Origin of the sequence: Chryseomicrobium excrementi (assembly GCF_002798305.1) — a bacterium.
GTDB lineage: Bacteria > Bacillota > Bacilli > Bacillales_A > Planococcaceae > Chryseomicrobium > Chryseomicrobium excrementi.
Genome location: NZ_PCGR01000001.1, coordinates 50,964 through 64,201, shown reverse-complemented (window position 1 = coordinate 64,201; position 13,238 = coordinate 50,964). Strand labels below are relative to the sequence as shown.

At 43.2% G+C, this 13,238-nt stretch carries 11 protein-coding genes and 1 other annotated feature; of the genes, 7 read left to right on the top strand and 4 right to left on the bottom strand.

All coding sequences use genetic code 11. The annotated features are described in order from the left end of the window. Positions 1 to 70 precede the first annotated feature (70 nt). On the top strand, positions 71 to 874 hold the full coding sequence (hisJ, locus tag CQS04_RS00360; protein ID WP_100352249.1) for a histidinol-phosphatase HisJ: 804 nt from the start codon (positions 71 to 73) through the stop codon (positions 872 to 874). Positions 875 to 883: 9 nt separating this feature from the next. Continuing rightward, entirely contained in the window at positions 884 to 1,363 is a 480-nt protein-coding gene (locus CQS04_RS00355; RefSeq protein WP_100352248.1) for a GAF domain-containing protein, read from the top strand. Between the two features lie 403 nt (positions 1,364 to 1,766). On the opposite strand, the gene megL is transcribed toward CQS04_RS00355, so the two are convergent. Next, entirely contained in the window at positions 1,767 to 2,963 is a 1,197-nt protein-coding gene (megL, locus tag CQS04_RS00350; RefSeq protein ID WP_100352247.1) for a methionine gamma-lyase, read from the bottom strand. A gap of 337 nt (positions 2,964 to 3,300) precedes the next feature. Between megL and rpsD the strand changes: the two genes are divergently transcribed. Then, complete coding sequence (gene rpsD, locus CQS04_RS00345; RefSeq protein WP_100352246.1) at positions 3,301 to 3,903, top strand: 30S ribosomal protein S4; 603 nt, start codon at positions 3,301 to 3,303, stop codon at positions 3,901 to 3,903. Positions 3,904 to 3,992: 89 nt separating this feature from the next. Here rpsD and CQS04_RS00340 read toward each other — a convergent pair whose 3' ends face one another. Then, positions 3,993 to 4,181 carry a hypothetical protein gene (locus CQS04_RS00340; RefSeq protein ID WP_100352245.1) on the bottom strand — a complete coding sequence of 63 codons (189 nt, stop codon included), beginning with the start codon at positions 4,179 to 4,181 and terminating at the stop codon, positions 3,993 to 3,995. Positions 4,182 to 4,283: 102 nt separating this feature from the next. Continuing rightward, positions 4,284 to 5,552, bottom strand: coding sequence for a tyrosine--tRNA ligase (gene tyrS, locus CQS04_RS00335; RefSeq protein WP_100352244.1), 1,269 nt, complete (start codon positions 5,550 to 5,552; stop codon positions 4,284 to 4,286). A 57-nt stretch (positions 5,553 to 5,609) separates the two neighbouring features. After that, positions 5,610 to 5,803 (bottom strand) — a binding site (T-box leader). Positions 5,804 to 5,903: 100 nt separating this feature from the next. Between tyrS and CQS04_RS00330 the strand changes: the two genes are divergently transcribed. Continuing rightward, entirely contained in the window at positions 5,904 to 8,843 is a 2,940-nt protein-coding gene (locus tag CQS04_RS00330) for a transglycosylase domain-containing protein (protein ID WP_100352243.1), read from the top strand. A 48-nt stretch (positions 8,844 to 8,891) separates the two neighbouring features. On the opposite strand, the gene acsA is transcribed toward CQS04_RS00330, so the two are convergent. Beyond that, entirely contained in the window at positions 8,892 to 10,610 is a 1,719-nt protein-coding gene (gene acsA / locus CQS04_RS00325; protein ID WP_100352242.1) for an acetate--CoA ligase, read from the bottom strand. 146 nt (positions 10,611 to 10,756) lie between these two features. Between acsA and CQS04_RS00320 the strand changes: the two genes are divergently transcribed. Genes CQS04_RS00320 through CQS04_RS00310 form a run of 3 tightly spaced genes read left to right on the top strand, consistent with a single transcriptional unit; the run spans position 10,757 to position 13,207 of the window. After that, positions 10,757 to 11,389, top strand: coding sequence for a GNAT family N-acetyltransferase (locus CQS04_RS00320; protein WP_100352241.1), 633 nt, complete (start codon positions 10,757 to 10,759; stop codon positions 11,387 to 11,389). 10 nt (positions 11,390 to 11,399) lie between these two features. Further along, positions 11,400 to 12,041 (top strand): acetoin utilization AcuB family protein, encoded by a 642-nt coding sequence (locus CQS04_RS00315; protein ID WP_100352240.1) that lies wholly within the window; start codon positions 11,400 to 11,402, stop codon positions 12,039 to 12,041. Beyond that, positions 12,017 to 13,207 carry an acetoin utilization protein AcuC gene (locus CQS04_RS00310; protein WP_100352239.1) on the top strand — a complete coding sequence of 397 codons (1,191 nt, stop codon included), beginning with the start codon at positions 12,017 to 12,019 and terminating at the stop codon, positions 13,205 to 13,207. Before CQS04_RS00315 ends, CQS04_RS00310 begins: the two co-directional genes overlap by 25 nt. Positions 13,208 to 13,238 lie beyond the last annotated feature (31 nt).

Below are 13,238 nucleotides of genomic sequence, written 5' to 3'. Positions count from 1 at the left end.
CTTCTAGTTTACCATGTTATGTTAAGATTGTTTCAATCTATTGTAACTATTTTTTGAAAGGATTTTCAATATGAAGAGAGATGCTCACATTCATACTCCATTTTGCCCCCATGGTTCTTCAGATTCTTTAAAGGATTATGTAGAACGATCCATTAAACTTGGCATTAAGGAAATGACGTTTACAGAACACGCTCCCCTCCCCCCTTCTTTTGTAGACACTACTCCTACACAAGATAGCGGAATGACACCTGCCATACTTGAGGCCTATCTAGTTGCAGTAAAGTCAATCCAGCAAGAGTATTCTAAGGACATACAAATACAAGTAGGCTTGGAAGTCGACTTTATAGAAGGATTTGAAGAAGAAACGACTCAGTTTCTGGAGCACTACGGCCCGGAATTAGATGACAGTATTTTATCTGTCCACTTTTTAAAGCTACCGAACGACAATTATGTTTGTATCGACTATTCAAAAGAAGTTTATCTAGATACGGTCCAAAAGGTAGGTAGTAGCGAACAGCTTTATTCACTTTACTACGCTACTGTGCTAAAATCGGTTACATCTTCTCTTGGAAACTGGAAGCCACAACGGATCGGACATTTTTCGTTAGTGCACAAGTTCCAGAACGCGTTGGCATCTAAACCGAATGATCAGCATCATTTAATAGAAGTGCTAGATGCTATTCAAGCTGCCGGACTTGAAGTGGACCTAAATAGTGCAGGGCTGGCTAAACCTTTTTGTTTGGAACCTTATCCGCCTCTTGAAATTGCACGACTTGCAAAAACTCGAGGAGTTCCACTTGTGTTTGGTTCAGATGCCCACACTGTCGCCGACTTGCACCAGTTTTCAGAGTACTTCACTGAATTTGAGAAATGAGGAATGAACATGTTTACGAAACAAGCGTATTCCGCTTCACTTGAAGAAAACTATGCTCTACTTGCTAAACAACTTGATGCCCTGCTTGACGGAGAAACGAATCAGATTGCAAATTTAAGCAACGCTTCCGCTTTGTTAAATCAATTTTTAGATGATACAAACTGGGTTGGATTTTATTTAATGGAAGACGGGGAATTAGTGCTCGGTCCATTCCAGGGCTTACCTGCATGTGTTCGAATTGCAGTGGGTAGAGGCGTTTGTGGAACAGCGGTAGCTAAAAATGAAACACTGCGCATTGAAGATGTGCATGCGTTCCCCGGTCATATCGCCTGTGACGCCGCTTCCAATTCAGAAATCGTGATTCCTTTAGTAAAGGACGGCGAAGTAATCGGTGTACTTGATATTGATAGCCCTTCTAAAGGCCGTTTCACTGAACAAGACCAAGCGGGTCTTGAGACATTTGTGGCTCATTTAGTTAAGCATCTCTAAGATGTGGAGAACGCCGCTCTAGAAATCTTAGATGTGGAAGACAAATGTAAAGATAACTAAGTAAAGTAGAAATTTGACCTGAGAAACCATTTCCAAGGGGAGAACCTGCAAGTCTCCTCGTCGCAGGCTCCTGCGGGGTCTCGCAGAACCTCTGACAGCCTGGGAAATGGTATCTCAGACCCGATAAATAGTGAGAATTGAATCTTAACTATCTTATTTCACTTGCTAAGTTGAATTGAAAAGCATAATTCATTAGAGTGTGTAGGGGTGACTCCAGTGGGATAAAAAGCGGAAGCTGAGACCGAGGCTCAGCCCGCGGAACGCTTCCCCTGCACACAAAAAATGTACAAAAGGGAGTTTCTCGAACCAAATCGAGAAACTCCCTTTTTTATTCATTCATATGTCACTGCATTTCCATACTGCTTGTTTTAATACTCTGGAACGCTTGCTGTAAATCTGCAATGATGTCCTCAGGATCTTCAAGACCAACAGACAGACGAAGCATCCCGTTATCTATTCCCATTGCAATTCGATCTGCTTCCGGAACAACAGAATGTGTCATTGTAGCAGGGTGTTGAATCAACGTCTCCGCATCTCCAAGACTAACAGCTACATGAATCAGTTTTAAGTGATTTAAGAAACGTTGAGCCGCTTCTGTTCCCCCTTCAACTACAAATGAGATAAGACCGCCGCCTGCTTGCATTTGTTTCTTAGCTATTGCTGCATGTGGGTGGGCTTCATCAAATGGATAAAGAATTTTAGTGACACTTGATTCTGTTTTTAAATATGCCAATAACTTCTCTGCATTTTTCACATGACGTTCCATACGAACGTGAAGAGTCTTCAACCCCCTCAAAATCAGCCATGCATCAAAAGGTGAGATGATACCACCATAATCTTTTTGGATCGACATACGGATCTGGTGCATCTCCTCCGTATCTTTTCCTACTAAAATTCCGGCAATCACATCCCCGTGACCGTTCAAATATTTGGTTGCGCTATGCAGGACAAAATCTGCTCCGATGACAAGAGGCTGTTGAAGGTACGGCGAACAAAATGTATTGTCCACTACAACCCGAATCCCTTTCTCTTTTGCTACCTCACACACAAGATGTAGATCGACTAGCTCCATCGTTGGATTGATTGGTGATTCTACATAAATGACTGTTGTTGCATCCGTGATGGCCTGTTCGATTTCTTCGCGAGTAGAGAGGTCCGATAAGGAATGTGTAATGTTGTATTTGTTTTCAAAAATTCCGAGTAGACCAAATGTACAGCCATAGAGACCTTTGGAACAAAGAATGTGATCTCCTGCTTTCGTCAAATGCACGAGAATAGTACTTACTGCTGCCATCCCTGAACCAAATGCTAAAGCTCCCCCACCTTCTTCAAGAGCCATCATCCGCTTCTCCAAAACTTCCACAGTCGGATTCCCGAGTCTCGAATAGATTCCACCTGCTTCTTCTCCAGCAAACCGGCGTTGTCCTTGCTCTGCAGTGTGAAATGTATACGTTGATGTTTGATAAAGTGGCACGGTCAAACTATCGTGATGTTGTTTAGGATCCATCCCCTCATGGATCAACCGCGTGTCTTTCTTCATGTAAAGCACCCCTTTGTAATGTAAACGCTTTCATTATTATTGTAGTCCTTTCTCTATAACTCTGGCAATGGATTCCCAAGAAGTCAGACCAGTTTCACACTATGTACAGGTCCACCCCTTGACAGTTGGTATTGTATGTTATACAATGGCCTTTGTGTAAAATAAACGCAGCAGTTGTATGGCCAAGAGCTGTTAGTTTGTCCCACGACTTTGTGGAAGTGATACGTAACCCTTCGGCTGCATGGGCGAAATCACATCATGACAAAATAACCTTTTGACTGAATACAATTGGTTTTTATTTTACAACAAAATAAAACCAACAGAGGAGGAGACTACTATGTCTCGTTATACAGGTCCATCATGGAAACTGTCTCGTCGTCTTGGAATTTCTCTAAGCGGCACAGGTAAAGAATTAGAAAAGCGTCCGTACGCTCCAGGGCAACACGGTCCAAACCAACGCAAAAAATTGTCTGAGTACGGTTTACAATTACAAGAAAAGCAAAAGCTTCGCCATTCTTATGGCTTGAACGAGCGTCAATTCCGCACGCTTTTCAACAAAGCTGCTAAGCTTCAAGGTAAACAAGGTGAAAACTTCATGATCCTTCTTGAAACTCGCCTAGATAACTTAGTTTACCGTTTAGGTCTTGCTCGCACTCGTCGTGGAGCTCGTCAATTAGTGAACCACGGTCACGTTATGGTCGATGGCGCACGCGTTGACATTCCTTCATTCCTTGTAAAACCAGGTCAAGAGATCTCACTTCGTGAAAAATCTCAAAACCTTACAGCTGTTAACGAAGCTATGGAAGTTAACAACTTCGTACCTGAGTACTTAGAATTTGACGCTGACAAAAAAGTTGGTAAATTCACTCGCCTTCCAGAGCGTAGCGAATTATCTGCTGAAATCAACGAAGCTCTTATCGTTGAGTTCTACTCTCGTTAATTTCCGTTTCTGCCTCCCTTTATTGGGAGGCTTTTTTATTTTGAGCAAATAAAAACCCCGTTCTCAACAAGTGAGAACAGGGTTTTGCATTACATAACTTCTTTAAAAATATAGCCGTTCAAACGCTCATCGCGTGTGATCTCTAGTTCATCCCCTGGCTTCGCCTTCACAGTGAATTTATCTTTAGGGATAAATATGCGCTCGTTTGTTTCTTTTTCGTTTAAAATCACGAAAAAATCATCAACAACACTTACTATACAAATTTTTGATTGGGACATTACCGCTACTCCTTGCATAGGTTCATATATATGCTAGTGTACCACAATCCCACAACAAAAAATTAGTTAATTTTGATTTTTTTCAATAATTTTTAGTACCATCTATTGTAAAAATTGTATCATTCTATAGTTTTTCTTCCCTCTTCTTACAATCATGAATTGATCATCTAGACGGTCAGTCCCAGTAACTGTGTAAGTCACGTCTGTTACTTTTTCCCCATTAATGGAAATCGCTCCATTCGTCACATCTTCACGAGCTTGACGTTTCGATGGAGAAACGGATGCTTCTACTAACAAGTCCACAATAGTTGTATCTTGCTTTGGTAGTTCAGATGTTGGTACATCTTTAAAAGCGTCTTTCATCTCAGATACAGTCAACTCTTTTAAGTTTCCACTGAATAACGCTTGTGAAATCCGAACAGCTTGCTCATGAGCTTCCGCACCATGGATCAGTTCAGTCATCTCTTTAGCTAGGCGTTTTTGAGCTTCACGTAGATGTGGTTGCTCCTCTACAGCCTTCTCCAGCGCTTCGATTTCTTCTCGACTTACGAAAGTGAAGATTTTCAAATATTTGATGACATCCGCATCTGCTGTGTTGATCCAGAACTGGAAGAACTCATACGGCGTCGTTTTTTCAGCATCTAACCATACCGCTCCGCCAGCTGTCTTCCCGAACTTCGTTCCATCCGCTTTTGTTACAAGAGGAATCGTGATTCCAAAAGCCTTGGCTTCTTCGTCATGCGTTTTGCGAATCATCTCGAGTCCAGTTGTGATGTTGCCCCACTGATCGGATCCTCCAATTTGAACGCGGCAGTTGTGGTGGTCATATAAATGGTTGAAGTCGATTCCTTGGATTAGAGTGTAAGCAAATTCCGTGAACGATAGACCTGTATCCAAACGACTCGAGATAGAATCTTTTCCTAACAAGTAGTTGATGTTCACTAGTTTTCCGTAGTCACGGAGGAAATCGATAATAGTCATACTGCTGATCCAGTCTTTGTTGTTGACCATCTTCGCGCCGTTGTCTGCTTCGAAGTCAAAGATGCGTTTCATTTGCTCTGTAATCGCAGCAACATTTTGATCCACTTGCTCCATACTTTGAAGTTGACGTTCTTCTGAACGACCGGATGGATCGCCGATAGTTCCAGTTGCACCGCCCACTAAAAGAATCGGTTGATGTCCGTGCATTTGGAAACGACGAAGTGTGAGTAGCGGCACGATGTGTCCAATATGCATACTATCTGCTGTTGGGTCGACTCCACAGTAAAGAGCAACTTTTTCTTTATCTAGTAAAGCAGCCATTCCCTCTTCATCCGTCTGTTGGTATAACAAGCCTCTCCAGCTTAAATCTTCTAAAAGTTCTTTCGACATTTTGTTTCCTCCTCAATCTGATTTTTAGCAACAAAAAAGTCCCTACATCTCAAAAGATGCAGGGACGCGAATACGCGCGGTACCACCCAGTTTAGAAAGGAGCTATCTCCTTCTCACTCGTATGACGTTAACGCCGTCCTACGTTAAGCTCCTAAACTGTACTTCACGCATGGAAATGTCTGGTTTGCAGCACCCACCAGATTTCTAATGGCATTGTCCATAAGCTACTCGTATTTACTCATCGCTTAAATATATCCCTATTTTACTCATTTCACAGAAGTTGTCAATATCTATCGAAATTGGGGTGCCTATTATGCTATAATAAAGTGATATTTTAGGGGGTGCACGACCTTGAACTGGAAGGAACGATTAGATAGTTGGACCCGTTCAAAATGGGCCAAGGCTTTACGTATTACAGGAAGTGTTTTTTGGAACTTAGCACTGATATTATTGATTGTGTTTGTTGTCCTGGGAGCCTTTGGCGCATCTGTCGGAGCTGGCTACTTTGCAGCGCTTGTTAAAGATGAACCGTTGCGTTCTCCTGAACAAATGCGCAATGCGGTCTTCACATACGAAGAGACCTCAGAGATTTATTTTAAAGATAACAATTACTTTGGAAAAATGAGAACGGATCTAGAACGTACAGAAACGAAACTCGATGCCGTCTCAGACAATGTACTCAATGCAGTGTTCGCCACTGAAGATGAGTATTTTGAAGTACACGACGGGATTGTGCCAAAAGCCATTTTCCGTGGACTGTTGCAAGATATTACCAATGCAGATACTCAAACGGGGGGTTCGACATTAACCCAGCAAATCATTAAGAATCAGATTTTGACAAATGAAGTCTCTTATTCTCGTAAAGCAAAAGAGATACTCCTTGCGATGCGTTTAGAAGAATATATGGACAAAGAAGAAATTTTGGAAGCCTATCTCAACATCATCCCTTATGGACGCAATTCAAGTGGGCGCAACATAGCAGGGATTGAAACAGCTGCACAAGGGATTTTTGGTGTAGAAGCCAAAGATTTAAACTTAGCTCAATCCGCTTATATCGCAGGAATCCCTCAGGCTCCCTACCGGTATACTCCATTCACAAGTAAAGGTGAATTGAAGGACGCGGAAGGACTGGCTCCAGGAATCGACCGGATGAAGACTGTACTTTTCCGTATGAAAGAGACGGGTTACATTACGGAAGCCGAATATCAAGAAGCTCTTGCTTATGACATCACAAAAGATTTTAAACCTCGTGAAGCGTCTACTTATGAAGACCTCCCTTGGCTAACTATTGAAGTTGAAGAACGCGTCACTACTATTATGGCCAAGGTCTTGGCTGAACGTGACGGATTAGATCCAAAACGAATCGATGGGGACTCTTCTCTTCGCAATGAATATCGTCAGTTAGCGCGACAAGAAATCGCAACGGGTGGTTACCGCATCCATACAACAATTGATGAGAAATTGATGCGAAAAATGGAAGAAATCAAATCAAACTATGACATGTACGGCTACACGCGCGTGAAGGAAGTAAAAAATTCTGAAACGGGTGAGATTGAAAAAGTTGAAGAACCGGTACAAGTCGGTGGAATGTTACTTGAGAATCAAACGGGACGCATCCTTGCTTTCATGGGTGGTCGTGATCATAACATTGAAGCTCTAAATCACTCGACACAAGCTTATCGCTCTCCTGGTTCAACGTTTAAACCGCTAATGGTTTACGCACCAGCAATTGAATATGGTGTCGCTGGCGCTGGTACTCCAGTAGTCGATGTAGAGTTCTCATTCACGGATGCGTCTAACTCAGGATGGTCTCCTGAAAACTACAACCCAGACCAAGAGAAAGGAATCATCTCACTCCGCAGTGCGTTGACGACTTCTCAGAACTTAACTGCGATTCGTCTCTATGACACGATTCGCGAACGCAAACCTGTCGAGTTCCTTCATAAGATGGGCTTTGACAGTGTAGAAGATAATGAGAACAGTAACCTTTCTCTTTCTATCGGTGGAACGAGTAAAGGTGTCACTATTGAAGACAACACAAATGCGTTCGCAATGTTTGCAAATAATGGCTCATTTGTTGATGCTTATTTAATCGAAAAGATTGAAGATGTAGACGGTAACATCGTTTACGAACATAAATCAGAACCTGTACAAGTGTTCAGCCCAGCTACAGCTTATATCATGAATGATATTATGCGTGATGTGTTTGACGAAGGAACTGCAACAGTCGCTAACTCTCGCTTAAAATTCAGCTCTGATATTGCAGGTAAGACAGGTACAACTCAAGATCACAAAGATGCTTGGTTGATCGGTTACAATCCAAATGTCACACTGAGCGTATGGCTAGGATACGATAACTACAACTTTAAAGCGGGTGACAACACCCTCTTCTATATGAACAATACGTATGGGCATCCAAGTGTACGATCTAATACACTGTGGTCAAACCTTATGAACGGAATGTATGACGTCAACCCAGAGCTGATTGCAGCACCGAATAAGACGTTCCAACGTCCTGAAGGTGTAGTAGAACGGTCATTCTGTGGAATTTCCGGTTTGGCTCCTTCTTCTGCTTGTTCGAATGCAGGTCTCGTAAAATCTGACTTGTTTAATGCGGCGACGTTCCTACCTACCAAACCAGATGATAGTTTAGTGAGTTCTTCATACGTGACTATCAATGGCAATCGCTACCGTGCACTTGACTCAACACCTTCTGAATTCGTTGTTAAAGGTGGATTTGGAGTGAGCGAGTCATTCATTGAACGGATGCTTGGCAGATTTGGTGGGAATGCAAGCAAACTTTTCCCAGAAAATTCTGGATTCGCATCGAATGTAGTGTCAGAAGATGTGTTTAATGCGGATGGAGCAGCGCCTTCTGGAGTTTCCGCTGCAGTAGCAAACAGTGTCATGACGTGGACAAATTCAGGCTCGGCTGATGTCGTAGGGTATTATATTTACCAAGGCGACACACGAATTGCAGCTATCCCACAAGCTAGTGAAAATCGTTATGTATTAAGTGGCTACGGAGATTATTCAGTTCGTGCTGTAGACATTACTGGGAAAATTTCTGCACCATCTAATGTAATCTCCCGTGAACGTCCTGAGCCGAAACCAGAACCAAAACCACCTGCATCTGGCGGTGGCAATTCTGGAGGGAATAATTCTGGTGGTGGAAATGGCGGAGGCAATTCTGGCGGTGGCGATACCGGTGGCGGAGATGAAGAAGAGCCAACGGATCCAGTCGAACCAACAGATCCTACAGATCCAGGTACCGATGATGGTGAAGAATAGTCTTATACAAAAAGCAGTACGCTGATTTTTCAGCGTACTGCTTTTTTATTAATCTTCCATTGTTGATAAATCACCTGTCGGCAAGTTGAGTTCCCAAGCCTTCAGTACACGACGCATGATTTTCCCGCTTCGCGTCTTCGGAAGTTTTTCTTTAAATTCAATTTCACGAGGAGCTGCATGAGCAGCAAGTCCCTTTTTCACAAACTGTTGGATTTCTGCAATCAATTCATCCGATTGTTCATAGCCATCATTTAAAGCGATGAACGCCTTGATGATTTCACCTCGGACCGGATCAGGTTTCCCGATAACGCCAGCTTCCATTACAGCCGGATGCTCAATCAATTTGCTTTCTACTTCAAATGGTCCTACTCGTTCACCTGAAGTCATGATCACATCATCCACACGACCTTGGAACCAGAAATAGCCGTCTTCATCCATGTAAGCTGAATCTCCTGAGAAGTACCATTCATCGTTCATAAAGTACGAATCGTACTTTTCTTTGTTGTTCCAGACCTCGCGCATCATCGAAGGCCAGCCTTTTTTAATAGCCAAGTTCCCCATTGTCAGTGGCGGTACTTCTTTTCCTTCGTTATCAATGATAGCCGCATAGACACCTGGAATTGGTTTCCCCATTGATCCAGGCTTGATAGCCATAGTCGGATAGTTACAGATCATCTGTCCGCCTGTTTCAGTCATCCACCAAGTATCGTGAATGCGCAGACCAAAGACTTGCATTCCCCACTTCACAACCTCAGGATTCAGCGGTTCTCCAACTGACAATAAATGACGAAGCGTCGATAGATTGTAGTCCTTGACGAGGTTGTCGCCTGCTCCCATCAACATACGGAACGCTGTTGGTGCGCTATACCAAACTGTCACTCCGTAATCCTCAATCGCCTTGTACCACGCATCTGGAGAGAAACGCCCTCCTAGGATTAGAGATGTCGTTCCCGTCAGCCATGGTCCGAATACTCCGTAGACAGTCCCTGTTACCCAACCCGGGTCTGCTGTACACCAGTAGATGTCTGTATCACGAATGTCCATGACCCATTTCATCGTGTGATAATGTTGCACCATCGCTCCGTGGACGTGAAGAATCCCTTTCGGTTTTCCCGTAGATCCTGAAGTGTAGTGTAGGACGAGCCCATCTTCCTTGTCGACCCAAACGGTTTCAAATGAGTCGCTCGCTTCTTTTAAGCCGGCTTCAAAATCCACATATTTGTCGTCATAATTGTCATACTCGCCCACTAAGAAAATCGTTTCAAGTTTTGGTAACTTGTCTACTGGAACTCGTGACAGCAATTCAGGAGTAGTCACAAGTACTTTTGCATCGCTGTCATCTAATCGGTCATAGACAGCGCCTTCCATGAAAGCTTCGAAAAGTGGCCCTACTATGACCCCCATCTTCAACGCGCCAAGAAGTGCAAAATAAAGCTCTGGAGAACGTGGCATGAAAATAAACATGCGGTCTCCTTTTTCTAGAGATGAATTTTTGGATAATGTGTTCGCAGCGCGATTGACGTTGCGCATCATCTCATAAAACGTATAGCTTTCTTTACGGATCCCATCCTGATAATAAAGAGCCACTTTGTTTTTATTATGGGAGCGAGCGTGTCGATCAATTGCCTCATGCACAATGTTCAGTTTTCCGGTTTTATGCCAATCGAAGACCTCCGATGCCTGATCCCACGTAAAGTCTTTCGAGAACCCCTCGTAATCGAAGAGATTATAATCTCCTTGGACTGCTGGTAGTGTTTCAAGTTTCATATCGTCACCCCTTCTATGTAAGTACCCCCTTATTTTACCTAATGTTATTTCGTTTGTACAACTATTCTGAATGTTTCTTGAAAGCGCACACATTGTAAATACTTTACGGTATAATGAAAAAAGAGTATAACAAAGGTGGTGTGCATGTGATTCACAAGAAGACTTACAATGCCATTGAAGTCAAAACAAAACACGGGACAGTCATTGTAGAAGGACCTGTACCTAGTGAAGAAATCGCCGCTCTTCAGTTTCATGAAGATCTAACCGCATTTCGTGTGCCTGAGCAACAACACAAAGCAATTATAGACATCGCAAAGTTACCTGAAGGGCGCTTAATTATTGTTCGAGAACAAACAACTATTGTTGGTTATGCGACCTTTTTACACCCAGATCCTTTAGAGCGATGGTCAAAAGGTAATATGGAAAACTTGATTGAGCTAGGAGCTATTGAAGTCATTCCTAAATATCGTGGTAGCGGTGTCGGAAAGAGCTTATTAAAAGTTTCGATGATGGACGATGCCATGAACGACTATATTGTGATTACGACCGAGTACTACTGGCACTGGGATTTAAAAGGAACCGGACTTAATGTTTGGGAGTACCGCAAAGTGATGGAAAAAATGATGAATGCCGGCGGTCTCGAATATTTTGCGACAGACGATCCGGAAATCAGTTCCCACCCTGCCAACTGTTTAATGGCTCGCATCGGAAGTCGTGTTGATTCGGAATCCATTCAACAGTTTGATCAACTACGTTTCATGAACCGTTTTATGTATTAGGAGGGACCTCATGTTAATCGAAGAAATTATGAATCAAGACGTTGCCACCTTGTACCCTACCCAAACGTTACGAGAAGCAGCTGCTACACTGAGAGAAAAGAAGATTCGTCATATCGCGGTAATCGATGAGCATCGAAAGGTTGTTGGGGTGATCACCGACCGAGATATCAAGCAAGCAACTCCGTCCAATTTACTTGAATCGGATGACCACAGTGTACTAGACACTCCGATAGAGCGGATCATGACAAAAAATCCGATAACAGGACACCCTTTAGATTTCGTCGAGGAGACCGCCACCATCTTTTATGACAACCGAATCGGATGTCTCCCGATTGTCAGCAAAGGAAAACTAGTGGGAATGATCACTGAGTCAGATATGCTGTATAAGTTCATTGAACTGACAGGTGTCACGCAACCTGGATCTCAGATAGAAATCCGAGTTCCGAATAAGTCAGGTGTTTTATACGAAGTCTCCAAAGTGTTTTATCAACATAAAGTGAACGTCCTTTCTGTTCTCGTCTATCCAGACAAACAAGACGAAACTTTCAAAGTGTTGGTAATCCGTGTGAAAACGATCAATCCCCTAAAACTCGTTTCTGCACTTGAAAAAGAAGGGTTTGACGTCTTATGGCCAAGTCAGCCGACATTGTAACATGTGACTCTGTTTTTGTTTATTCTGAAGACCAATTGGGGTATCGGTTTTCTGAGACGCATCCTTTCAACCAAAAACGTTTGACGTTGACAGTCGACTTGCTCGAAAAAATGAATGCGCTTTCAAAAGAATGTGTCGTTTCGCCTCGTATAGCAACCGATGAAGAACTGGAGCTTGCTCATGACCGAAGATACATAGAAGCTGTGAAAAGAGCCTCACTTCCCGACTGTAATCCTGATGACTTTGAGGCTTACGGGATTGGCACAGAAGACACGCCCCTATTCATTGGTATGCACGAAGCCAGCGCGCGTTTAGTAGGAAGTACTTTGACTGCTGTGGATTATGTGATGGAAGGTAAAGCTAAACACGCTTTGAATCTTGGCGGTGGCTTGCATCATGGATTTAGAGGAAAAGCTTCAGGCTTTTGTGTTTACAATGACAGTTCTGTAGCTATTCGCTATATGCAGGAAAAATACAATGCACGAGTCTTGTATATTGATACGGACGCTCACCATGGGGATGGGGTGCAATGGTGTTTTTATGATGATCCAAATGTATGTACGATCTCAATCCATGAAACCGGTCGCTACCTCTTCCCTGGTACTGGTAATATTACCGAACGAGGATCTGGTGAAGGATACGGGACGTCCTTTAACTTCCCTATCGATGCATTTACGGAAGACGAGTCGTTTTTAGAAATTTACCGGACAGCTTTTCGAGAAATCATTGAGCATTTCAAACCAGATGTCATTTTGACTCAAAACGGTGCTGATGCCCATTATTTTGATCCTCTCACGCATTTATACGGTTCTATGGAAATCTACAAAGAGATACCAAAACTCGCGCACGAGCTCGCTCATGAGTACTGCGAGGGTCGCTGGATTGCTGTTGGTGGCGGAGGATATGATATTTGGCGAGTTGTACCTAGAGCCTGGTCTCTGATTTGGTTTGAGATGACGAATCAACCGCTTCCACGGGGTCCACTTCCTGGGGACTGGTTGGAACGATGGGAAAAAGAAAGCCCCGTGCCACTCATCCCTACTTGGGAAGACCCACAACCGCTCTATGAAGAGATTCCTAGAAAAGCAGAAATCACGGAAAAGAATCAACAGATGCTTGAAAAAGCGTTATACATTATTCGAAATGAGCGCAAGCTCTCGACGTAGAAAATCCCGACCATTGGATGGTCGGGATTTT